Here is a 24,458-nt window from a genome sequence, read left to right on the forward strand (position 1 = left end):
AGACTATTCTTATGATGAGAGTAGTGAAGTAGAGTGGTACAGCGTTAAATATCGCCTCTACATGTGTTAAGCACACATGTAGAGGCGTTTTTTTATAACCTATAACCTTAAATAGGGGGCTATTTTAAAAAATAAAGGGGGCAATTTTATGAAAAAGAAATTATCATTATTATTCGCAACAATGTTTGTCACAGGAGCATTAGTAGGATGTGGAAGCAAACAAACATCTGCAGATGCTAAGACCGTAAAGGTAGGTCTTAACTATGAACTATCTGGAAATGTGGCTACATATGGCCAAAGTTTAAGTGAAGGTATTGAACTTGCAATTGAGGAAATTAATAAAGCAGGTGGAGTCTTAGGAAAACAAATTGAAGCTGTAAAGGTAGATAATAAGTCTGAAACTGCTGAAGCTGCTAACGTTGCAACTAAGCTTGCAACTAGAGATAAGGTTGTAGCAATACTTGGACCTGCAACTTCTGGTAATACAAAGGCAGCAGCACCAATTGCTGTACAAAACAAAGTTCCATTAGTATCAGCTTCTGCTACAGCAGATGATGTTACCGTAGATAGCAATGGTAAGGTAAGAGAATTTATATTTAAAACTTGTTTTAGTGACTCTTTCCAGGGGGTTATAGGAGCTGACTTTATAGCTAAGGATTTAGGTAAAAAGAATGCAGCTATTCTTGTGGATACTACTAGTGACTATAGTAAAGGTCTTTCAAAAAGCTTTAAAGAAACCTTTGAAAAACATGGTGGAAAAATTGTAACTGAACAGGCATATCAAGCGAAAGAAACAGACTTTAAAGCAGTACTTACAAAAATTAAGGGTTCAAATCCTGATGTAATATATCTTCCAGGTTATTATGAAGAAGTAGGTTTGATAGTAAAACAAGCTAGGGATCTTGGAATTACTGCTCCGATAGTTGGAGGAGATGGTTATGAGTCACCAAAACTTGCAGAACTTGCTGGGAAGGCTGCATTAAATGGAGTTTATTTTACAAATCATTATTCTTCAAAGGATACTTCAGCTGAGGTTGTAAATTTCCAAAAAGCATTCAAAGCTAAATATAATAAAGAGCCAAATGGATTTAGTGCTCTTGGATATGATTTAGGATATTTCTTTGCAGATGCTGTAAAGAGAGCTGGGGAAGCTAACCCTGTTAAAGTTAAAGAGGCTATGGCAGCTACTAAAGATTTCAAAGGAATAACAGGTAAGTTTTCTATAGATGAGAATCATAATCCAGTAAAATCAATAACAATTCTTGAAATGAAGAATGGAGAGCAGACTTTCTTAAAGAAGCTAGATCCACAATAATAAATAAACTATAAGAGTAGCTAGGATTAGAGAGCACAAAGGACACAATATGAAATTAAATGAACACTTTGTGCTCTCTAATATATTTTAAAAGGATGTGAAAACGATGGAACAAACTTTACAGCAGTTAGTTAATGGACTTTCACTTGGGAGTATATATGCATTGATTGCGTTAGGATATACAATGGTTTATGGTATCATAAATCTTATAAATTTTGCTCATGGTGATATATATATGTTAGGAGCTTATATAGGTTTTGCTGTTACCACATTTCTACATGTTGGTTTTATACCAGCAATCATTATATCAATGGTTTCTTGTGCAGTTATAGGGATTATAGTGGAAAAAGTAGCATACAAACCTATTAGAAATTCAACTAGAATTGCTGCACTGATAACTGCAATAGCAGTTTCATTATTCTTAGAATATGGAACAATGTATTTTGTTAAGGCGGAAACGAGAACTTTTCCAGAAGAGCTTGCAAGTAAAAATATAAAACTATTCAATGGTGGAGTAGTACTTAATACTACAGATATATATATACTAGTAATTACTATTGTACTTATGATAGCTCTTCAGTTTATAATTCATAAAACAAAAATGGGTAAAGCTATGAGAGCTGTTTCAATGGATAAAGAAGCAGCACAATATATGGGGATAAGCATTGATAAAACAATATCCTTTACTTTTGCTCTTGGTTCTGCACTAGCAGGAGTTGCGGGTGTACTTGTTGGAGTATATTATAACTCAATAAATCCTTTAATGGGAGTTCTTCCTGGACTTAAGGCTTTCGTAGCTGCGGTAATCGGAGGAATAGGGATTATACCAGGAGCGGTTCTTGGTGGATACTTCCTTGGAATGACAGAAACTATAGTTAGTGCTAATGGTGGATCTTTATATAAGGATGCCGTAGCATTTGCAGTATTAATTATAATACTTTTAGTAAGACCTAATGGACTTTTAGGTAAGAATGTAAAAGAAAAGGTATAGGAGGGAATAGTATGAAGGTATTTAATAAAAATAATATAGTAACAGCGGTTCTCGTACTTCTCCTATATGTATTAGGACAAATATTAATAAGTGCTGGCATCATTGATTCTTATATTTTACTTAATTTAATAGTAATAGGTATTAATATAATACTTGCTGTAAGCTTAAATCTTATCACAGGTTTTACAGGACAATTTTCACTAGGACACGCAGCTTTTATGTCCATTGGAGCATATGCTTCTGCTGTAGTTACAGCTAAATTTAGCCTGCCATTTGGAGCAGGAATAATTGCAGGAGCAGTAATTGCTGCAATTGCAGGAATTGCTATAGGAATTCCTACATTGAGATTAAAAGGAGATTACCTTGCTATAGCAACATTAGGATTTGGGGAGATAGTTAGAATAATAATTCTTAATAATGAATACTTGGGTGGTGCTAGTGGACTAAATGATATACCACAATATACAAATTGGGCATGGATGTTTGCAATGGTCGCACTCACTATCGTTTTAATAAAGAACTTTATCAATTCAAAGAGTGGAAGAGCTTGTATTGCAATTCGTGAAGATGAGATTGCAACGGAATCCATGGGGGTTAACACTACTTTTTATAAGGTACTTGCTTTTGGTACAGGTGCTTTCTTTGCAGGAATTGCAGGAGCATTATATTCAGGGTATTTCTATTTTATAAAGCCAGATGCCTTTGGTTTCATGAAATCTATTGATATTCTAGTAATAGTAGTATTTGGAGGTATGGGAAGCATTATGGGTTCAGTAGTTGGAGCCATAGCACTTTCTGTAATATCTCTTCTACTTCAAGGATTTCCTGAACTTAGAATGGTTATATATTCAGTTATACTTTTCTTAATAATGGTTTATAGACCACAAGGAATTATGGGTAATTATAGATTTAGGTTATTTAAGAGGGGAGGTATTCAAAATGCCAGTGTTAACAGTAAATAATATTTCAATGTCTTTTGGTGGAGTAAAGGCAGTAAGTAATGTAAATATGAAAATAAAGCATGGAGAAATAATTGGTCTTATTGGACCAAATGGGGCAGGAAAAACCACATTTTTCAATTTGCTTACAGGCATATATAATCCAACAGAAGGTGAAATAATATATAATTTTGACAAAAAAGTTCATCCCAATAAAATGAAACCTCATGAAATAGCTGCAGCAGGAATAGGTAGGACATTTCAAAATATAAGACTTTTTAGTGAAATGACAGTGGAGGAAAATGTTAGAGTAGGATTTCATAAGAACATTAAGTATAAAGCTATTTCTTCCCTATTTAGAACTCTCTCTTATTATAAAGAAGAAGAAAATGCAGATAAAAAGGTTACGGAGCTTTTAAAAATATTCAACCTTGATGAAAAAAGAGAAGAACTTTCTAAAAATTTATCCTATGGGGAACAAAGAAGACTAGAAATAGCAAGAGCTCTTGCGTCTAATCCAAAGATTTTACTTCTTGATGAACCAGCAGCGGGAATGAATCCAAATGAAACACATGAGCTTATGGAACTTATAAGATGGATTAAGGATAAATTTGATATCACTATAATTTTAATAGAGCATGATATGTCACTTGTAATGTCTGTATGTAATAGACTTTATGTTCTTGATTATGGGAAGCTTATTGCAAATGGAACGCCAGAAGAAATAAGACATAACCCTGCAGTTATTAAGGCATATCTTGGAGGTGAAGATGAAGCATGTTAGAAATGATTGATGTTAATGTGTATTATGGAGCTGTTCATGCTTTAAAAGGTATAAGTTTAAAAGTAAATGAGGGCGAAATTGTTACTTTAATAGGTGCAAATGGAGCTGGGAAAACTACAACTCTTAAGACAATTTCTGGAGTGCTAAAGCCTAAAGTTGGGAAAGTTACATTTGATGGAAAAGACTTAAGTAAAGTTAATGCAAGCAATATGGTAAGCCTTGGAATGGCTCATGTACCAGAGGGTAGAAGAATTTTTGCTAACATGTCGATTATGGAAAACTTGGAAATGGGGGCGTTTTCAAGAAAAGATAAAGCAGAAATAAAAAAGGATTATGGGAAAATATTCGAGACATTTCCAAGATTATTAGAACGTAAAAATCAAATGGCAGGAACTTTATCAGGAGGAGAGCAGCAGATGCTTGCTATAGGGCGTGCTCTTATGTCAAGACCTAAATTGCTTCTTCTAGATGAACCTTCCATGGGGCTTGCGCCGTTAGTAGTTAAACAAATATTTTCAATAATAGAGGATATAAACAAAAATGGTACTACAGTTTTACTTGTAGAACAAAATGCTTCTATGGCACTTAAAGTAGCTCATAGAGCTTATGTAATACAAAATGGATATGTGGAAATGGAAGGGGACGCTTCAGAACTTTTAAATGATGAAAGCGTAAAAAGTGCATATCTTGGGGCATAATAATCTGTAGTCTATGAGTTTAGATAAAAGGGGGCTTTTATCTACGATATATTTGATAAACCCTAGCTAAATAAAATTAGCTAGGGTTTATTTTTTATCAATATTATTTAAATATCCTATCTAAAACAGAGGATGGAACAGAGCCATCTCCTCCTATTGTATACTTCATCTTCATATATTGTCGTATACTTCTCAATTCTAAAAGAATTTCATTTTTACTTAGTAAACTTTTGTCTGCAAGGAGGATAGGTGATTGTACTAATCCTGCTAGCGCAGAGGCTGACAAGGCGTCTGCAAAACCTTGTCCTGAAGCTATAAAAGTCGTTCCAAAGTAAAACTTAAATCTGCTCAAAACCTTTAGATTTGTTTCATATCTGTTATTACCATATATTCTTTCAGGATTACGCAAATCAATTAGTAGATTATCATTAATAACTCCAGGTCCACCAATTACATATGTCTTAGATATATCATAGTCTGATACGTATTTCTCCAATCCTATTGGGAGACTATCTTTTCCAGTTAGAATAATAGGAATTCCTTGCGCTGCAGCATAAGAAGCTATGGATAGAGCATCAGGGAAATTACTTCCTGCAGTAATAAATATTTCTCCATTTGTGCCTATAAAATTTGCAACAGATAGAGCTGTTTGGTATCTATCGTTTCCATGTAATCTTGTAATTTTAATTCCATTTGAAGCTATTTTATCTTCTATTTCTTTCGATACAGAGCTATATCCACCTATGATAAATATTTGTCTAACTCCAAGTCTCTTTATTTCCATTTCTGTCTTGGTAGCTAAAGTTTTAGGATTAGTTAGTAAAATAGGTGCATTATACTTTGCAGCAAGAGGAGAAGCGCTTAAAGCATCTGGGAAGTCTTGCCCTGAAGCAAGTACAGCATATTTACAACTAGACCATTGCTTTGAAACCTCAATGCTTGTTTCATATCTATTTAGTCCAGATATGCGGTTGTATTCTTCACCTGTATAAAAATTTAGAGTAAATTTGCCGTTAAATTTATCTTCATCTACACTACCTACAGTATCTTTTTCAACTATTAAAGTAATATTTGAATTATAGGGAAGATCTTCATGGGCAATTATAAGCATATTGCCACTTACAGATGCTTTAACTTTATAATAATTTTTGCCATCTGAAATTGATATATTTTTTTCATTAACTAAATTAATTTTATCTTGGTATTGAATTACTATAGGAAAGTCTATAGGGTTATCTTTTTCATTATTTTCAGGCATAGATCTAAGTGCTTCAAATCTACTTACAGATGCAAAGGGATCTATAGAATACATATCCTTTCCAGTAAAAAAGTGCAGTTTGCCATCTTTATCAAAAAATATATTATTACTATAGTTTGGCATATATCTAACAGTTTCCATAGTATCTAAGTTATATATTCTCGATTTTCCCACGGCTATGCTTCTATCTTCATCCACTGCATAAATAGGCTCATTAAAGCTTCTTATTGGCTTAGATAAGTTATTTATATTAAAAACCTTATCCTTACATATAATTAGGCCTTTTTTTTCTAATACCATAATTGGAGTATCTAATGGATCTCTATACATGCTTAATTTTTCATTTGTACTTGTATAACCTATATTGGATTTTTCAATTTCCGTAATTTTATCTCCATCTGTTAAATACTTTGCTATTTCAGATGTTAGTGAACCTGCTGACCAACCATATTGAGTCCATTTATAAATATATTTACCATCAGAACTAAAAGATATATTTCCGACTTCTTCCATTCTAGGAGTATAATTTATTTCATTAAAGGTATTTGAATCAAATACCAATAATTTTGGAGACCATTCTCCATTCACTATATAAAGTCTATTATTTTTTTCATATATATGCCTATGACCAACTAATATACTTGAATTTTTCTCAATTTTACAAGATAGATTTTTAGTATTTGAAAAGTCATTTAAATCATATACACTTACTAAATAATTTTCATCTTCATTTACAATATACAAATTACTAAAGTCTTCTGATATAGCTAAATCTGATGGAGTATATAATAAATTAATAGTTCTTTCTAATTTATTAGTTTTTATATCCATAACTAATAAATTATTTAGAGTTTTATCTAAAGCATATGCTTTATTTCTACTGACATCATATTTTACAGTAGCAAAAATATCTTTATATTTATTATGCAGCTCATCATTATCATCAATAGGCAGCGAAGATTCCAAGAGGATACTTTCAATAAAATATTCGTTATTATTATTTTTTGAAACTGCTATGAGAGTATCATTTTGGGAAAATAAACTATCTACTTTACCTAAGGTAGTATAATATTTTAATATATTAAAGTTGCTATAATCATGTTCGGCAATTTTATTGCCTTCTACAGCAGCATAAAACGTATTTTGCTTAGTATTAAATGCTATATCAAAAAAATTAGCATTTAATGAGGTAACATAAGTCATATCACCATACATACTGTCCGATGTCTTGAATATAGTTCCTGCAGCATTAAATATATACTTTCCATCTGGAGATATTCTAAACTTTGGAAGCATTTCATAATCACCATGATAAGGAGAACCATAAATATTTCTTGTAAAATCTCCACTTTTTGTTCCATATACAGTAAAGTCTCTTGGAGAAACGTCAGTGGTTATAGTATATAATTTATCTTGATTAGGGTTAAACTCAATGTAACTTCGCATATGAACACTAGTTACAGTATCTATTTTTAAATGAGTTTCTCTTGAATAACTTTTGGCCACAGTCCATTGATTTGAACCACCAAAGAGGTATATAAAACCTTCCATATCTACTGCAATATCAAAAGGATCTATGTCTACATCAAATCTGTCCTTAAGCGTAAAGTTATCTGCGTCAATTATACCAACAGCTCCAGCTCCATCTCCAGCTGAAAGATTAGAATAATGATGTCCACTTTTTAAAATAGTTACATAGACTTCGTTATTAGAAAAAGTAAGTCTTTCTATAGGCAGATCAAATTGAATACTTTTAGTTTCACCAGTTTCATAATTGATTGAATAAACTTTTCTAGCGGATCTATCTGTAAAATATAAAATAGACTTATTTGGGTGAATAATAGAATGAGTAGGGGTAAAGCCTAAAGGTATATTTATTTTTGAATTTGCTGCGTATACCTTATTTAGTGAGCTTCTGCTACTTAATGGAAAAAAACTAAATAAAGCATTAGAAATTAAAATAGCTGCTATAAAAGTTGTCAAAAAGTTTTTTTGTATTTTACTCATAATATTCGTCCCTTTTATATATTTTTAATGAATTCATTTTTTGTCTTTCATTGATATTATTTAAATAGCTTGTCTATAACATAGGATGGAACGGAGCCTTCTCCTCCTATTGTATACTTCATTTTCATATGTTCTTTTATACTTTTTAATCCCATGAAAGCTTCATTTGTGTATGGTAAGCTTTTGTCTGCAAGTACAATAGGTGACTGTGATAATCCTGCCAGTGCAGAAGCTGATAGGGCATCTGCAAAACCTTGTCCTGAAGCTAAAAAAGTAGTTCCAAAATAAAATTCAAATCTACGTAACACATTAAGGTTTGTTTCATATCTGTTGCTGCCGTATATTCTCTCGGAGCTAGGCATCTTATGAAGTAGATTATCACTAATAACTCCAGACCCACCAATTACATAAGTTTTATTTATATTGTAATCTGATACATAATCATCTAATCCTTCTGGAAGTGTATCTTTTTTTGTAAGTACAATAGGAATTCCTTTTGCAGCAGCATAGGAAGCTATAGATAATGCATCAGGGAAGTTACTTCCTGCAGCAATGAATATTTCTCCATCTGTGCCTATGAAATTTGCTATAGCCATGGATGTTTTATATCTATCTTTTCCCTGTAATCTTGTAATTTTGATTCCTTTTGAAGCTATTTTATCTTCTATTTGCTTTGACACAGAGGCAGATCCACCTATAACAAAAATTTCACTAACTCCAAGTCTCTGTATTTCTGCTTCTGTCTTAGAATCTAATTCCTTAGGATTAGTTAGTAAAATAGGTGCACTATACTTTTTAGCAAGAGGTGAAGCACTTAACGCATCTGCAAAATCCTGTCCTGAAGCAAGTACTGCATATTTAGAGCTAGTCCACTGCTGTGAAACCTTAACGCTTGTCTCATATCTATTTAACCCAGCTATACGAGTATATTCTTTTCCCGTATAAAAGGTTAGAGTAAGTTTGTTATTAAATTTCATTCCCTGAAGATCACTTATAGCATCTTCTCCAACTATTAAACTAATATTTGAACTATAGGGAAGATCTTCATGTGAAATTATAAGCATATTTTCACTTACAAATGCTTTAACACTATAGTGTTTTTTTCCATCTGAAATTGATATATTATTTTCATTAGCTAAACTTATTTTTTCAGGATACTGAATTACTATAGGAAAGTCTATAGGAGTATCTTTTTCTTTATTTTCAGGCATAGATTTAACTGATTGAATTTTACCTACAGGTGCTAAAGGATCTATAGAATACATGTCTTTTCCATTAAATAGGTGTAGTTTTCCATCCTTATCAAAAAACATACTGTTAGTACTATGACCTGGCATAGATCTAACAACTTCCATAGTATCTAAGTTATATATTTTTGTACTTCCCACTGCTAGGTTTCTTTTTTCATCTACTGCATAAATAGGTTCATCGAAACTTTTTATTGGCTCAGCTAAATAATTTAGAGTAAAAGCCTTATCCTTACATATAAGTAATCCCTTATCCTCTAATATTATATTTGGAGTATCTAGTGGCTCTCTATTTAGCATTAGTTTTTCATCCATTGGATAACCTGCTTTAGATATTTCAACCTGAGTTAATTTATTCCCATCTAGTGAGTACTTTATGAGTTGAGAGTATACAAAGCCCGACTGCTTCCATTTATAAATATATTTATCATCTGAACTAAAAGCAATGTCTCCTACCTCTTCCATTATAGGGCTGTACTTTATTTCGTTAAAGTTATTTGAATCAAATATCAATAGCTTTGGAAACCATTCTCCATCTATTACATAGAGTTTGTTATTTTTCTCATATATGTGCCTATGTGTACCTTCTAATACTGAACTTTTGCTAGTTTTATAAGGTAAATCCTTGATATTTGAAAAATCATTTAAATCATAGATACTTACTAAACAATTCTCATCTTCATTTACTATATATAACTTACTAAAGTCTTCTGATATAGCTAAGTCTGAAGGTTTATATGATAACTTAATTGTATTTTCTAATTTATTAGTTTCTGCATCCATAACAAATAAGTTATTTAAAGTTTTGTTTAGTGCATATACCTTATTTCTACTGCTATCATATTTTCCAGTAGTAATGTCATATTTATTTTTATTGAACAAGTTATCTGATTCATCAAGAGGTAATGAATAAGCTAAGGAGATATTTTCAATAAAATACTTATTATTAATATCCTTAGAGACTGCTATAAGAGAGTCATTTTGAAAAAACAAGCTATCAACTTTACCTAGAGTAGAATAATATTTTAGTATGTCAAAGTTTGTATAATCATATTCAGCAATTTTATTGCCCTCTATTGCAGTGTAAATCTTATTTTCCTCGATGTTAAAAGCTGCATCAGAAAAGGTAGCATTTAGTGAACTAACATAATTCATATCATCAGGTTCATTATCTGAAGCTTTAAAAATAGTTCCTGCGGAGTTGAATATGTATTTTCCATCTGGTGATATTCTAAGCTTTGAAGACATTTTATAATTTCCATGGTAAGGAGAGTCATAATCAGCTTCAAATTTTCCATTATTTATTTTATATGCATTAATATCTGTTGGCATATAAATAGGACTTACAGTATATATCTTATTCTTGTTAGGATTAAGCTGAATATAACTTTCTACTTCAACACCGCCTATAGTATCTACTTCTAGCTTAGTTTCCCTAGAATAACTTTTCGCTATTGTGTATGAATTTGATCCACCAAACAGATATATATAACCTTCCATATCTACTGCAATAGCAAAAGGGTCTATGTTCACATCAAATCTATCCTTTAGTGTAAAATTGTTAGCATCAATTATAGCTACAGCACCAGTTCCATAATCTGATGAAGGAAGATATTGCTGATGTCCACTTTTTAAAAGGGTTACATAAACCTCATCATTAGCAAATGTAATTCCTTCTACTGGCAAGTCAAACTGTATACTTTTAGTTTCACCTGTTTCGTAATTGATTGAATGAGCTTTTTTGCCTGATTTATCTGTAAAATATAAAATAGGCTTATTTGGGTGAATAATAGAGTAAGTGGGTGTGAAACTTAAGGGAATATTTACCTTTAAATTTGCTGCTTGTACGTTGTCTGGTAAATTTCCGATATTTAATGCGAAAAATCCAAACAAGTTATTAAAGATTAAAATAAGTGCTACAAAAGTTGTCCAAAAAAATCTTAACTTTTTATTCATAATACGCCTCCTTTTTTAAATGTTTTTAATTATATTCAATTCAGTATAGCATGGGATTTTACAAAATTTAATTTGTAATTGGAGGGATATGAGGAATATTATACAAGTTAAGAAATAAAGCTTTTGTATCGATAAAAATTATAGTACTATAGTAGAGCAAAAAATATATTTATAAGGCACTAGCTATTTAAGTTTATTTTTACTAAGTTACAAGTCTTTAGTAAATTAATCAGAAGTATAGGTTATAGGAGGATTTTATGAAAAAGGCAAAGAAAATATTGTGTTTGTTAGCAACTGTACTTATTTCAAATGCATTAGTTCCTATACATAGGGTTTCGGCAGAACCAGAGTTAATGGGGGAGAAATTTTTATTGTATCAGGACAATACTTCCCAGATGCTCTAGGAGGAGCGGCTTATGTAGCAAAACGATCTGCTCCTATGTTCTTAGTTTCACCACAGGTTAACAAAGCAACAGAAGATTATATATACGGCTTTTATCAGCTTGGTTCACCTATGGGAAATTTTGTGATACTTGGGGGAACAGGTATGGTACCCGACTATGTGGCTCAAAGGATAATAACGAAGAAAAGACCAACAAATAAAAAGGTTACTTTAGGAATGACTATAGATGAAGTTTTAGAAATTATGGGTAAACCTGTTGATAAAGATGAACCAAGTCGTGATACTTATAGATATTATTATATCTTTGAAGAAGTAATAAAAGCAATGGGTCCCACAACTGAAATTCATCCTAACTTTGTTGACTTTGGTAAAACATTAAAATATAAAGATTCCTATGTAGAAATTGATAAGGATGGAGAGATAAAGGAAACTTAAAATTAGCACAAGAGGAATTAGAATATTAATTGTCAGGGTAAACGTATATAAAATTTTAGGGCATAGCCCTTTTATTTTTATAGTTCAATAAGTATAATTTAAAGTATTATAATTTAGGGGGATAAAATGTATTATTTATTAGTTATTTTGTTATTTTTAAAACCTAGCATTAAAAAAGAAGACTTGCCTGAACAGATAGGAAGAGGAATTATTGGAGGAATAGTTTCATTCTTGGTTTTATATGTGTTTAAGTTTGACCATACTCTTTCCTTCATTTTATCTATGCTTTGGCTGCCAGCAATTATTCAGTTGCTATTTTATGGACTTTCAGAGGCAGTAAATAAGGACAAGAAAAATAAAGAGAATAGAAAAGGTTCAGCCTTTATTGGAATATTTCTGATCTTAGTCATAATCTTAAGTGCTTTATATAACCAGTTTCCGTATATAACAGGTGGGGCAAAGAATTTTGCTAAAATGGTTCCTGTAGAGGAAAGTACAGAAAAGGTTTCTCAAATTAATGCAGAGCATGTTATTGTTATTTCACCAGAAACTGCATATTATGAGATGCAGAAGATGATTGGAACACTTCCTAACCCAAGTGCTTATGAAATTGGAGAAATTGGTATTACAATGACAAAGGACGGAGCTCTATATGTAGCTACAATAGAATTTGATAGCTTTTTTAGAGCTTTTAGGAGTAAAGAGATACCAGGGGTAATATATGTTTCAGCTGAGAAGCAGGCAGAGGCAAAAATCATAAATATGCCAGTAGGTTATGCTAAATCTTTGGTATTTGGGAGAGATTTTGAAAGAGTTTTACGTAAGGCTAAACCTGAAGCAATACTTTTTCAGGCAAATGTTGAGCTTGATGACGCAGGTAATCCATATTATGTAGGCACCTATGGTCATTACAAGTATGGTCGCAGGGGGCCTATAGTTGATGGTGCTTTGCTTTTAGATTTTAAGGATGGAAAGATTACGGATTACAGCAAAGACAAGGTGCCTTCATGGGTAGAAGAAATATATCCTTCTGACGTTGCTGAAGCCTATAACAGTTATTTTGGTACTCTTGCTAAGGGATTGATAAATAAATTCTTTGCAAAAGAGGGAGTGCATGTTCCGACACAGTGGAGTGGGGATACAAGTGTAGAAGGACTTAAAGTTAATTCTTATGAAGTATCAGGAGTTGTAGATAGTAACGGAAAAATGAAGTGGTTTACTGATCATACTAATACATCAAGTAATTCAACTACTATGACGGGATACACACTTATGGATATGAGGACTGGAGACATGATTTACTACAAGACAGCAGGCTATGTAAACGGAAAGGGTGCTATGAATGCTGTGGACAAGAATCTTGGGGCTAATAAGGCAAATTGGGCTCCTGTACAACCGTTATTTTATAACATATTTGGTTATGAGGCTTGGGTAGTTCCTGTGGTAAATAAGACCGATGGAGCACTAGTAAAGGTGGCTATAGTGGCAGCACAAAATAGTTATGTGGTATTAGAAGATAATAAGACTTTAGCCATTGAATCCTTTAAAAATGCCATTGCTTATGGAAAAATAAATGACGCAACTAATAAAAATGCAAACAGCATAAAAGCTGACAAAAAGAATATCATAGGAAAAGTTTCAAGAATCAATGCTGTAGCAGAAAATGGAAGTGATGTTTTTTATGTGAAGCTTGTAGAATCAGAAAATATTTATATGGTTAACAAATCCGCTGGAATTGATATTGTATTAACTAAAGAAGAGGATACCGTAGAAATTGAATACCTTGATATTAAAGATAATAATATAGTTTCTACTACAAAGTTTAAAAATAGTAGTATTAAAAAATAATTATGTGCATTATCTAGTATTTTTATTGAATTATAAAAAATTGTATATGAAAAAAAGAAATAAGCCAATAGAACGATATAAGTTCTGTTGGCTTATAATATATTATACACAATGGTCACTCATGTTCCTAGTACCTTTACCCTAATCACCTAGAACTTTGAAGAGGGCTTTAAGACTTTCAGCTGCTAGTTCTCTAGGTCTTACCTCTATTATATAAACTATAGGTTTATCTTTCATAAGATTAAAGTGCCATTTGAAATCAATAAGACCTGTTCCCGGAATTTGATGGTCGCTTTTGCCATTGTTATCGTGAATGTGGCAAGTGCGTATTTTATCTATATTTTTAATGAAGAATTGAATTTCTTCATACTTATTTTCAAGGGAATGACCTATATCCCAAGTTAAGTATAAATTATAATTATCGTTATTTAGAAGTTCTTGAACAGCTTCTTGAACAACTTTCTTTGGAAATCTTCCTGAGTTTTCTACGCATACTTTAATCTTATTTCCTGCAAAATCTAAAATTTCTTTTAAATTATTATTTAGAACATTTTTATATTCCGCTTCATAAGATTCGTCCATGTAGCTTTTCTTATCTGTCAAAGTAAAGCATACAGAAGGACCTACATGCAGAGTTAAATTCTTTGCACCAATATCTATTCCAAATTGAATTATGGTCTTAAATCGACTTATTACTGACTGTCTTATATCTTCTTGAAGCTGAAGTAGTGAAATATCCTCAGGAGCATGTAATGTTATAGTTATACCTTTATGTGAAGTATAATTTTTAATGTTAAGTCTGTCCTCTTTAGAATAATTTTCAGGAAAGAACATTGGAACGTTCATGTTTATTTCTACTGCATTAAAGCCACTTGAAATTGCAAAATCAATGGTATCATATATGCTTTTTTCTCCTAAGCAAGCTGCGTAACCTATAGGGTTCAACAAGTTATATCACCTCTCTAAAAAATATGAAGGAGCTTTGTTTATTCAAAACTCCAACAAAATTATTAACTAATATTATAGGTTTATGTTTTTGGCCCATATTATATCAGGAATATTTTCAAGTTCCGTTAAGGCATCTTTAGCTATTCTTTCATCTATTGTAAGTATCATAAGGGCCTTGTCGCCTTTAAGCTTTCTTCCTACCTGCATAGTAGCTACATTTATATCTTGATCTCCAATAAAGGTTCCAACTTGGCCGATTACTCCTGGTACATCCTTATTTTGTATAAACAACATATGTTCTGTAGGTTTTACATCTACTTCATAACCAGCAATTTCAACTAACTTGCCCTCTCCCTTAGTTGAAATTGTACCTGCAAGGGTAAAAGTGAAGCCTCTATTGCTTCTAATTTCTACAGTAATTAAATTTGAATATCCATCATAAGCTTCAGATGTATTATTAACATTAACTGCAATTCCACTATCATTAGCTTTTACTCTTGAATTTATATAGTTAACCTTATCCTTCATAACAGGCTCTAAAAGTCCCTTTAAAAAGGCTATAGTTACAATTTCAGTATCTTGAACTCCTATTTCTCCACGATAGTTTATTTCCACTAGTTCAATAGGAGCTTTATGAAGCTGATAGTATATTTTACCTAAGTTTTCCATCAAATCTATATAAGGAGTTATTTCCTTTAACTCATCTCTGTGTATAACAGGAAGATTTACTGCGTTAGGAACAATTCCGCCCTTAAGTCCGTTAATAACCTGCTGAGCTATAGTCATTCCAACATTTTGCTGTGCTTCTACAGTAGTTGCTCCAATATGAGGAGTTACAACTACATTATCAAATTGATAAAGAGGAGAACTGTATCTAGGTTCTTTGTCATGTACATCTAAGCCAACACTTGCAATTTTGCCGCTTTCAAGTCCCATAAGAAGTGCCTTTTCATCCATGAGCTTTCCTCTAGCTGCATTTACAAGTCTAACTCCATCCTTCATTATTCCTAGTTCTCTTTCGCCAATCATACCAATAGTTTCTTCTGTACGTGGAGTATGTATTGTTACATAGTCAGATTGCATTAAAAGCTCATCTAAGGTTTCCATTCTTGTTGCATTATATCTTTTAAATCTTTCCTCAGAAATATAAGGATCATATGCAACTATATTCATGCCAAATGCATGCATACGAGTAGCAACTAAAGCTCCAATTCTTCCAAGACCTATTATGCCAAGAGTTTTGCTATATAGCTCATTTCCCATAAAGCTATCTCTATCCCAATTTCCTTCTTTTAAAAACTTATCAGCACTGCATACATTTCTGCTTTGAGCAAGTAAAAGTGCTATAGCAAGTTCACAAGCTGAAATACTATTACTATCTGGAGTATTTGCTACAATTATTCCGCGTTTTGTAGCTTCTGGTATGTCTATATTATCAACTCCATTACCAGCTCTTCCTACAATTTTAAGGTTAACAGCTTTATCCATAAGTTCGCTATCAACTTTAGTATCACTTCTTATCATAAGAGCATGATAATTTCCAATTATATTTAAAAGTTCCTCTCTTTCAATGCCGATCTTTATATCTAATTGAAAATCCTTCTCTTTCTTTAAAAGCTCAAGCCCCATTGGATCAATATTATCTACAACTAGTATCTTTTTAATGTCGTTCATTTAAATTGCCCCCTCTTTTTATATAATATTAAATAAATAATCAATAAATTCAAATGAAAGTATATTTTTAAAATTATATTATATACATTGGTAAAACACAAGTCTTTGTAGTAAATAAAATTTATTAAATAAGTTAAGTTTTTTTAATTATAATAAAATAAGTTAAGGTTATATAGATTTCATAACTCAACTGATATAAAATAAAGTTATTAGTAAAAGGAGGTAAATTATGAGAGATTTTAAAAAATATCAACTAAGTTTTTGTTTGTTTATAATATTAATTGCTTTAATCTTTGGGAAAAGTACTGTACTGGCAGAGGAAAAAATAGTCATTTCTAATTGGAATGTAAATTCTAATGTGATGGAAGATGGTTCCCTAAACATAAATGAATATATTACATTTAAGTTTAATGATAAATTTAATGGCGTATATAGAAGTATAGTACTTACAGGAACAGAAGGAATAAGTAACTTGAAAATATATGAAAAAACTCCTTATAAGGATATAGAATATAAAAAAGTTGATAAGGCATCTAAAGGAGATAAGGGTGTATATACTGTTGACATTAAGAAAGATACAGCTGAAATAAAGATATTTTCTCCTTCGAAGTCTAAGGAACAAAAAACTTTTAATTTAGTTTATATGATGTCAAAGGTTTCTACTAGATATAATGATACAGCAGAACTTTATTATAGTTTTTTGGGCAAAGAAAATGAGACTTCTATAGAAAACTTTAATGTTAACATAGGATTTTTATATAATTTTGATAAGGATAAGGTTAAGATATTTGCACATGGCCCTTTAAACGGGACTGTAAAGTTTATAAATAACAATACAGTAAATTTAAATGTTAAAGATGTGCCTAAAAAAACCTTGGTAAGTGGAAGGATTTTATTTCCAAAAGAGTTTTTAGATAAGAATTTATATCCTAAGGCTAAAAGTGAAGATAGTTTCAAGAAAATTTTACAAGAAGAATTAAAGTCTGCAGAAAATATAAAAAAGAAACTAGAAAGAAAAAGTGCTTTTAAAAATACCTTTAATAATATATCAATAATACTTTCAATATCTATATTAGCTGTTTTAGCCTATATATTTAACAAATTAAAGAGAAATAAAGTAAATCTATCAGATGAATATAATATTCGTCCTAAAATTTCTACTCCAGCCATGCTTAGTATATTTTACTATAACACTTTAGACTTTAAAAGCATACTTGCAACTCTCTTAGATTTAAATAAAAAGGGGTATATAGAAGTTAATGAAATAGGAGAAGTAGATGAAGAGACAAAGGATTATTTAATTCAAAGAATAAAAGAAAATACTGAGGAATTAGAAGAACATGAAACTTTTTTTATGAATTGGATATTTGGGGAAATATCAGATAATAACTGCATAACCACAAAAAAGTTGAAAGAATATGCAGAGGAACATAAAAAAGAGTTTGCAGAACGATTGGAAAAATGGGAAAATATAGTAAAGAGTGAATTTGATGAAAATAACTATATAGATAAAAGAGGGAAAAAATATGGAATTCCATTAATGATTACTTCATTTATATTCTTAGGAGTGAGCATAGCTGCATTAGTAAATGAATCTATGCTTGGAGTACTTTTAATGATAATTTCAATTATGAGCTTAATAACGGGGATAACCTTATTTTATCGCAAAAGTGACATCGGATACGAAGAATATACTAAATGGCAGCGATTGTTTAAAAGAGTTAAGAAAAGGGATGAAGCAGGAGATGTATATTTGTTTGAAAACTATTTACCTTATTTTATAGTAATGGGGTTAAATCATAAACATGTGGAAAACTTCAAAATTAGAACTCAAGGAGCTTCATATAATACAGGATTTTTTGCATGGTATTATTTAGCTAACAGCACCTCAGGAAATAGCTTTAACAGCTCTTTAAACTCAGCGCTTCAAAGCACAGTGCCATCAACTGGAGCAGGAGGAGGCTTTTCATCAGGAGGAGGCGGTGCTTCAGGAGGTGGAGGAGCTGGAGGGTTTTAAAAAATAGGTGTTTAATATTGAGAATTATAGAAAAAATTTATTTTATAACTAATATAAATTATTTTCATAAAAATATTAAATTTGGGGAGTTACTTTAAATGAAGAAAGTAAAAAAAACAAAGGACACCTGGGGAAAATTAAGAAATGGGTTCATGATAATAAATCTTATGTATTTTATATGGCTTATAGGAAAAGGGAGATTTAAAGAGTTTTATATGATATGGAATATAATACTTTGCTGGATACCCTTTGAATTATCTTTATTTTTTCTTAGGAATAACTCAAGGAAAAAAGGGTCATCTAAGTTTTTACTGATTTCGTGTGCAGTACTTTGGGTATTATTTTTGCCTAATTGCTTTTATATAATTACAGACTTTATTCATATAAGTGGGAATTCCTATATGGTTATAAATCCTAACTATAAGCCATATACAACAGCCAATGAGAGCATGTACTTTTTTAGTGATAATATAACAATATGGTATGATTTTTTATCTATATCATTAGGAGTTTTTATAGGACTAAGCCTCGGTGTATTATCTCTTTATATAATTCAAAATCTTATTGAGAAAAAATATAACAAAGTATTTTCCTGGATAACCGTTATAGCTATAAGTTTTACAAGCGGATATGCTATATATTTAGGAAGATTCTTAAGATGGAATAGTTGGGATTTAATATTAAATCCTATAAATATAATAAACATGTTTATTCATCACATAAATACTAAATCCTTAAAATTTGCAATGCTTTTCGGTACATTAAACTTTGTAGTATATATTTTGGTTTATATACTTATAAGCGTTTCTAAATATATTTCTAATGAAAGTTAATATTTTTTTAAATTTTATGCACATTTTTAAAGTTAGTGAATACAATTAAACAGGTGGAAAAAAACTACCTGTTTTTTTAGTTGTTTTTTTAATAAAATCAAAAAAAATTATATTATAAGGAGGAAAAATTTTACATGCGTCGAATACATTATATGGAAAAGGACGCAAGAAAATTTATGGCACAAAGGGGATATGGAGAATGAGAGCAAATATTGAGATGAGTTTTAACAACGAACTAACAGTACCAATTGATTACAACTATATTTTGCACGAAATGATATTAAATTGTATGGGTAAAGAGGGATATGAAACTTTAATTCATGATAAGAGGTATGAGTATAAAAATAGGAGTTATAAGCTTTTTACCTTTTCAAAGCTTTTTGGAAAGTTTGAGATGGACAAAGAAAATAGCACTATAACATATTTTGATAGAGCAAATTTTACGGTATCTAGTCCAGATTATACATTTTTAAACTATCTTATAAATAGAGTTTTAAAAAATCCTAATTTTAAAATAGGATGGAATGATATAAAAATAAAGAAAATAGAAAACTCTCATGCTCAGCTTGGAAGTTCTGAAGTAATATATACAAAATCACCTATAGTTGCATATAAAACATTAGAGAATGACAAAAGAAGGAAAACTTTATACTATAGTCCATTTGAAGATGAATTTCAAGAAATATTAAAAGAAAACCTGGTGAATAAATATAAAGCAATTTATGGATGTAAGCCTGAGCGTAATGATTTTAAAATAAATGTATTAGATACTAAAAAACCTAAGTCTAGTTCTATCAATTATCAAGGTCACATAATAAAGGGATGGAATGGAGAATTTTTATTAGAAGGTTCTCAAGAACTCTTACAAATTGCTTACGACACAGGATTAGGATTGAAAAATTCACAAGGCTTCGGATGTATAGAAGTAAAGGAAATAATAGGTTAATAATAATAGAATAAAAAGTTGGTGATTTAAGGTCTTACATTTTTAATTAGATGTAGGACCTTAACATTTTTGGTTAATTTACCATTGTATTACGAACAATAAAATATAAATTAAATAAAATATCTAGAATAATACGAATGATTATATAAAAAAATAATAAAATGTATTGAAAAAAAGTTTATTAAGTGTTACTATAAATACAAGATAATTAAATATTAATTACCCATATAATCTCGATAATAAGGTTCGAGAGTTTCTACTAGAAGACCGTAAATTTTCAGGCTATGGGTAAGTCCAGATTTTTAACTGCATTTTATGTAGTGTATTTGGCATCTTTAAAAATCTATCTTGGGCTTACCTAAAGGCTTGGGGTGGATTATTTTTTTAAATAAAAATAAGGAGAAGTCAAATATGAAAAATAATGTTATAAGACTTTATGTAGAGAAAAAGCCTGGTTTTGATGTTGAGGCAAAACATTTGTTAAGTGATTTAAGAGATAATCTCGGAATCACTGGAGTTAGAGAATTAAGACTTGTAAATAGATATGATATAGATGGTATTTTAAAAAGTACGTATGAAAAAGCAAAGGATTTAATATTCTCAGAGAAAACTGTTGATAAAATTTATGAGGAAGAATTACCAGTTAAAGAAAGCAATAAGATTTTTGCAATGGAATATTTGCCTGGGCAATATGATCAAAGATCAGATTCAGCTTGTCAATGTATACAAATCTTAACGGAGGGGGAAGTAGCAGAAGTAGCTTCAGCAAAAGTCATAGTATTAGATGGAGAAATAAGTGAAGAAGACTTTATTAAGATAAAAAGCTATTGTATAAACCCTGTAGATTCTAGAGAATCCTCCCTTGAAAAACCAAAGGAGATTTGCAATGAAACTAAAAATCCAGAGGATGTAATAATTTTAGAAGGTTTTATAGATTATGACGAAGAACAATTAACTGCATTTTTAAATAAGTTAAATTTAGCTATGAGCTTTGAAGATTTATGTTTTTGTAGGGATTACTTTAAAGAAACTGAAAAAAGAAATCCAACATTAACTGAACTTAAAGTTATTGATACTTATTGGTCAGATCACTGCAGACATACAACTTTTATGACATCTATAGAAGATATACAGATAGAAAAGGGAATCTTTAATGAACCTATTCTAAAATCTTATCAGGAATACTTAAAAGCTAGAGAATATGTTTATGAAGATAATAAGAGAGATGTGTGTCTTATGGATATAGCTGTTATAGCTATGAAAGAGCTTAGAAAAAAAGGCCTTTTAGAGGATTTAGATGTATCAGATGAAATCAATGCTTGCAGCATAGAAATTGATGTGGATGTGAATGGTAATGATGAAAAGTGGTTGTTGATGTTTAAAAATGAGACACACAATCACCCTACTGAAATAGAACCTTTTGGTGGAGCAGCTACTTGTCTTGGAGGGGCTATAAGAGATCCACTATCTGGAAGAGCATATGTTTATCAAGCTATGAGAGTCACAGGAAGTGGGGACCCTAGAACGAAGGTTTCTGACACTCTTTCAGGAAAAATTCCTCAAAGAAAGATAACAATAGGTGCGGCTCAAGGTTACAGCTCTTATGGAAATCAAATTGGACTTGCTACGGGACAAGTTTCTGAATTATACGATGAAGGCTTTATAGCTAAAAGAATGGAAGTAGGGGCAGTAATAGCTGCTGCACCAAAGGAAAATGTAGTAAGAGAAGAACCTAAGCGCGGGGACATAGTAGTTTTAATTGGTGGAAGAACAGGAAGAGATGGCTTAGGTGGTGCGACAGGTTCTTCAAAGGAGCATGATGAAGAATCAATTTTGAATTGCGGTGCTGAGGTACAAAAGGGGAATGCAGTAACTGAGAGAAAAATACAAAGATTATTTAGAAATCCTGAAGTAAGTAAGATGATTAAAAGATGTAATGACTTTGGAGCTGGGGGAGTTTCAGTAGCTATAGGAGAGCTTACAGACGGACTTGATATAAATTTAGATTTAGTTCCTAAAAAGTATGAGGGACTAGATGGAACAGAGCTTGCTATATCAGAATCACAGGAACGTATGGCTGTGGTTGTAGCTAAAGAAAATGTAGAAAAGCTTATAAATTTAGCCCTAGATGAAAATGTTGAAGCTACAGTTGTTGCTGAAGTAACAGATAGCGAAAGACTTAAAATGACATGGAGAGGAAAAGACATTGTAAATATAAGCAGAGACTTCTTAAATACCAATGGAGTTAAACAAGTTATAAAGGCAGTTATAAAAGCTCCTTCCTTAGATGGAAATTATTTTGAGAAGGCAGAGGAAACTGTAAAAGAATTAAGTATTAAGCAAGCTTGGCTTTCTAATTTGCAGAAGCTTAATGTATGTTCTCAAAAGGGAATGGCCGGAAGATTTGACAGCACTATAGGAACAGGCACAGTTGTTATGCCTTTTGGTGGAAGATATCAGGCAACACCTGCAGAAGGTATGGTAGCAAAAATACCAGTGCTACATGGAGAAACAAGTACAGTTTCAATGATGACCTATGGATATAATCCTGAAATAGGAAAATGGAGCCCATATCATGGAGCTATATACTCGATTGTTGAAGCTGTAACTAAAATGGTAGCTATGGGTGGAGATTACTCAAAGATAAGATTATCCCTTCAAGAATATTTTGAAAAGCTTGGTAAGGAATCAGAAAAATGGGGAAAACCTTTAGCAGCACTTTTAGGTGCATTGCATGCACAAAGAGAACTTGCAATACCTGCAATTGGAGGTAAAGACAGTATGTCTGGAACATTTAAGGACTTAAGTGTACCTCCAACAGTAGTAGCGTTTGCAGTTGCAACAAATAAGGCAGAGAATATTGTATCTTCTGAATTTAAAAGAGCAAATAGCAAGGTAGTTTTAGTATCTGCTTTAAGAGATAATGAAGAAATTCCTGACTTTGAAGTTTTAAAGAAAAATTTTAATAAGATAACAGAACTTATAAATGCTAACAGAGTTTTATCAGCCTTCTCAGTAAGGGGCGGCGGAGTTTCCGAAGCTATTAGCAAAATGTGCTTTGGAAATAAAATAGGAATGACTTTTGAGAAAGATATAGAAAGAAAAGAATTATTTAGTTCAGATTACGGCTCAATTATTCTAGAATTAAATGAAGTAGATGATTTAAAAGAAACTTTTGGTGAAGTTCAATATAAATTATTAGGATGCACAAATGATAAGGATGTAATTGAAGTTTGCGGTGAAAAAATTAACTTGGAAGAAGCTTATAAGACATATGAAAAGCCACTAGAAGCAGTTTTTCCTACAAAAGCTAAAGATCACAGTCAAGTAGTAGAAAATATAAGCTTTGATAAGAAAAATATAAAGACACCTGTAATCCATACAGCTAAACCCAGAATATTTATCCCAGCATTTCCAGGTACAAACTGTGAGTATGACTCTCAAAGAGCATTTGAAAGAGCGGGGGGAGTAGTAGATAGCTTTATATTTAGAAATTTATCATCTAAAGCGATTGAAGAATCTATAGATGAAATGGTTAAGAAAATAAATAATTCACAAATTATTATGCTTCCAGGTGGATTTAGTGCAGGAGATGAACCAGATGGTTCAGGAAAGTTCATAGCTACTGTATTTAGAAATGAAAGAATAAAGAATGCAGTTATGGAACTTTTAAATAACAGAGATGGATTAATGCTTGGTATATGCAACGGCTTCCAGGCACTTATCAAGCTTGGACTAGTACCTTATGGAGAAATAAGAGATTTGGATGAAACCAGTCCAACACTTACTTACAATAGCATAGGAAGACATATATCTTCTATGGTAAGCACAAAGGTAGTATCAAAGCTTTCACCATGGCTAAGCAATGTAGAACTTGGTGACATACACACTATACCAATATCTCATGGAGAAGGAAGATTTGTGTGCAGTGAAGAGGAAATAAAGACATTAATTGAAAATGGGCAAATAGCTACTCAATATGTAGGAGATAATCCAAATGGTTCTTTCCATAGTGTAGAAGGTATAACAAGTCCAGATGGAAGAGTATTTGGTAAAATGGCCCACAGCGAAAGAGTTGGGGAATGGTTATACAAAAATATACCAGGAGATAAAGATCAGAAGTTATTTAAAGCAGGAGTTGACTATTTTAAGTAAGAATT

The 24,458-nt window shown here is 31.4% G+C and carries 16 protein-coding genes and 1 riboswitch; of the genes, 12 read left to right on the forward strand and 4 right to left on the reverse strand.

What is annotated here, in order from left to right; genetic code table 11:
- The first annotated feature begins 148 nt into the window (after positions 1-148).
- The 5 genes from BSD9I1_RS03650 (at position 149) to BSD9I1_RS03670 (ending at position 4,726) form a co-directional block, all read left to right on the forward strand.
- A complete protein-coding gene (locus BSD9I1_RS03650; RefSeq protein ID WP_035308062.1) occupies positions 149-1,315 on the forward strand; it encodes an ABC transporter substrate-binding protein in 1,167 nt (388 codons plus the stop codon).
- 106 nt (positions 1,316-1,421) lie between these two features.
- A complete protein-coding gene (locus BSD9I1_RS03655) occupies positions 1,422-2,306 on the forward strand; it encodes a branched-chain amino acid ABC transporter permease (protein WP_035308060.1) in 885 nt (294 codons plus the stop codon).
- Between the two features lie 11 nt (positions 2,307-2,317).
- Positions 2,318-3,268, forward strand: a complete 951-nt coding sequence (locus BSD9I1_RS03660; protein WP_186429181.1) for a branched-chain amino acid ABC transporter permease — start codon at positions 2,318-2,320, stop codon at positions 3,266-3,268.
- Entirely contained in the window at positions 3,246-4,028 is a 783-nt protein-coding gene (locus BSD9I1_RS03665; protein ID WP_035308056.1) for an ABC transporter ATP-binding protein, read from the forward strand. The genes BSD9I1_RS03660 and BSD9I1_RS03665 overlap by 23 nt, the downstream gene beginning before the upstream one ends.
- Complete coding sequence (locus BSD9I1_RS03670; RefSeq protein ID WP_035308054.1) at positions 4,022-4,726, forward strand: ABC transporter ATP-binding protein; 705 nt, start codon at positions 4,022-4,024, stop codon at positions 4,724-4,726. The genes BSD9I1_RS03665 and BSD9I1_RS03670 overlap by 7 nt, the downstream gene beginning before the upstream one ends.
- A gap of 103 nt (positions 4,727-4,829) precedes the next feature.
- On the opposite strand, the gene BSD9I1_RS03675 is transcribed toward BSD9I1_RS03670, so the two are convergent.
- Together BSD9I1_RS03675 and BSD9I1_RS03680 are read right to left on the reverse strand one after the other, a co-directional pair.
- Positions 4,830-7,991, reverse strand: a complete 3,162-nt coding sequence (locus BSD9I1_RS03675; protein WP_186429182.1) for a cell wall-binding repeat-containing protein — start codon at positions 7,989-7,991, stop codon at positions 4,830-4,832.
- Between the two features lie 56 nt (positions 7,992-8,047).
- Entirely contained in the window at positions 8,048-11,194 is a 3,147-nt protein-coding gene (locus BSD9I1_RS03680; RefSeq protein WP_186429183.1) for a cell wall-binding repeat-containing protein, read from the reverse strand.
- Positions 11,195-11,451: 257 nt separating this feature from the next.
- On the opposite strand from BSD9I1_RS03680, the gene BSD9I1_RS03685 reads away from it, so the two are divergent.
- From BSD9I1_RS03685 to BSD9I1_RS03695, 3 genes are all read left to right on the forward strand, one after another.
- The gene (locus BSD9I1_RS03685) at positions 11,452-11,598 is read left to right on the forward strand and encodes a hypothetical protein (protein WP_186429184.1); all 147 of its coding nucleotides are present in this window, start codon (positions 11,452-11,454) and stop codon (positions 11,596-11,598) included.
- On the forward strand, positions 11,565-12,032 hold the full coding sequence (locus BSD9I1_RS03690; protein ID WP_242966415.1) for a cell wall-binding repeat-containing protein: 468 nt from the start codon (positions 11,565-11,567) through the stop codon (positions 12,030-12,032). Before BSD9I1_RS03685 ends, BSD9I1_RS03690 begins: the two co-directional genes overlap by 34 nt.
- Before the next feature lie 126 nt (positions 12,033-12,158).
- Positions 12,159-13,880 carry a hypothetical protein gene (locus BSD9I1_RS03695; RefSeq protein ID WP_186429185.1) on the forward strand — a complete coding sequence of 574 codons (1,722 nt, stop codon included), beginning with the start codon at positions 12,159-12,161 and terminating at the stop codon, positions 13,878-13,880.
- Positions 13,881-14,021: 141 nt separating this feature from the next.
- Here the strand turns inward: BSD9I1_RS03695 and BSD9I1_RS03700 are convergent, their stop codons facing one another.
- Both BSD9I1_RS03700 and serA read right to left on the reverse strand, forming a co-directional pair.
- A complete protein-coding gene (locus BSD9I1_RS03700; protein ID WP_242966401.1) occupies positions 14,022-14,825 on the reverse strand; it encodes a sugar phosphate isomerase/epimerase in 804 nt (267 codons plus the stop codon).
- 75 nt (positions 14,826-14,900) lie between these two features.
- Complete coding sequence (serA, locus tag BSD9I1_RS03705) at positions 14,901-16,502, reverse strand: phosphoglycerate dehydrogenase (RefSeq protein WP_186429186.1); 1,602 nt, start codon at positions 16,500-16,502, stop codon at positions 14,901-14,903.
- Between the two features lie 229 nt (positions 16,503-16,731).
- Here serA and BSD9I1_RS03710 point away from each other — a divergent pair, with 229 nt between their 5' ends.
- From BSD9I1_RS03710 to BSD9I1_RS03725, 4 genes are all read left to right on the forward strand, one after another.
- Entirely contained in the window at positions 16,732-18,519 is a 1,788-nt protein-coding gene (locus tag BSD9I1_RS03710) for a DUF2207 domain-containing protein (protein ID WP_186429187.1), read from the forward strand.
- 98 nt (positions 18,520-18,617) lie between these two features.
- Positions 18,618-19,352 carry a DUF1361 domain-containing protein gene (locus BSD9I1_RS03715; protein ID WP_186429188.1) on the forward strand — a complete coding sequence of 245 codons (735 nt, stop codon included), beginning with the start codon at positions 18,618-18,620 and terminating at the stop codon, positions 19,350-19,352.
- Positions 19,353-19,551: 199 nt separating this feature from the next.
- Entirely contained in the window at positions 19,552-20,298 is a 747-nt protein-coding gene (gene cas6 / locus BSD9I1_RS03720) for a CRISPR-associated endoribonuclease Cas6 (protein ID WP_035309763.1), read from the forward strand.
- Between the two features lie 203 nt (positions 20,299-20,501).
- Positions 20,502-20,603: riboswitch (purine riboswitch) on the forward strand.
- 106 nt (positions 20,604-20,709) lie between these two features.
- Entirely contained in the window at positions 20,710-24,453 is a 3,744-nt protein-coding gene (locus BSD9I1_RS03725) for a phosphoribosylformylglycinamidine synthase (protein WP_186429189.1), read from the forward strand.
- The last annotated feature ends 5 nt before the right edge of the window (positions 24,454-24,458 follow it).

Origin of the sequence: Clostridium sp. BSD9I1, assembly GCF_900185645.1 — a bacterium.
In the GTDB taxonomy this organism is placed as follows: Bacteria; Bacillota; Clostridia; order Clostridiales; family Clostridiaceae; genus Clostridium_AK.

Bases quoted from the DNA above. Each gene is read 5' to 3' on its own strand.
- BSD9I1_RS03650 (WP_035308062.1), top strand. From the start codon at position 149: ATGAAAAAGAAATTATCATTATTATTCGCAACAATGTTTGTCACAGGA.
- BSD9I1_RS03655 (WP_035308060.1), top strand. From the start codon at position 1,422: ATGGAACAAACTTTACAGCAGTTAGTTAATGGACTTTCACTTGGGAGT.
- BSD9I1_RS03660 (WP_186429181.1), top strand. From the start codon at position 2,318: ATGAAGGTATTTAATAAAAATAATATAGTAACAGCGGTTCTCGTACTT.
- BSD9I1_RS03665 (WP_035308056.1), top strand. From the start codon at position 3,246: ATGCCAGTGTTAACAGTAAATAATATTTCAATGTCTTTTGGTGGAGTA.
- BSD9I1_RS03670 (WP_035308054.1), top strand. From the start codon at position 4,022: ATGTTAGAAATGATTGATGTTAATGTGTATTATGGAGCTGTTCATGCT.
- BSD9I1_RS03675 (WP_186429182.1), bottom strand. From the start codon at position 7,991: ATGAGTAAAATACAAAAAAACTTTTTGACAACTTTTATAGCAGCTATT.
- BSD9I1_RS03680 (WP_186429183.1), bottom strand. From the start codon at position 11,194: ATGAATAAAAAGTTAAGATTTTTTTGGACAACTTTTGTAGCACTTATT.
- BSD9I1_RS03685 (WP_186429184.1), top strand. From the start codon at position 11,452: ATGAAAAAGGCAAAGAAAATATTGTGTTTGTTAGCAACTGTACTTATT.
- BSD9I1_RS03695 (WP_186429185.1), top strand. From the start codon at position 12,159: ATGTATTATTTATTAGTTATTTTGTTATTTTTAAAACCTAGCATTAAA.
- serA (WP_186429186.1), bottom strand. From the start codon at position 16,502: ATGAACGACATTAAAAAGATACTAGTTGTAGATAATATTGATCCAATG.
- BSD9I1_RS03710 (WP_186429187.1), top strand. From the start codon at position 16,732: ATGAGAGATTTTAAAAAATATCAACTAAGTTTTTGTTTGTTTATAATA.
- BSD9I1_RS03715 (WP_186429188.1), top strand. From the start codon at position 18,618: ATGAAGAAAGTAAAAAAAACAAAGGACACCTGGGGAAAATTAAGAAAT.
- cas6 (WP_035309763.1), top strand. From the start codon at position 19,552: ATGAGAGCAAATATTGAGATGAGTTTTAACAACGAACTAACAGTACCA.
- BSD9I1_RS03725 (WP_186429189.1), top strand. From the start codon at position 20,710: ATGAAAAATAATGTTATAAGACTTTATGTAGAGAAAAAGCCTGGTTTT.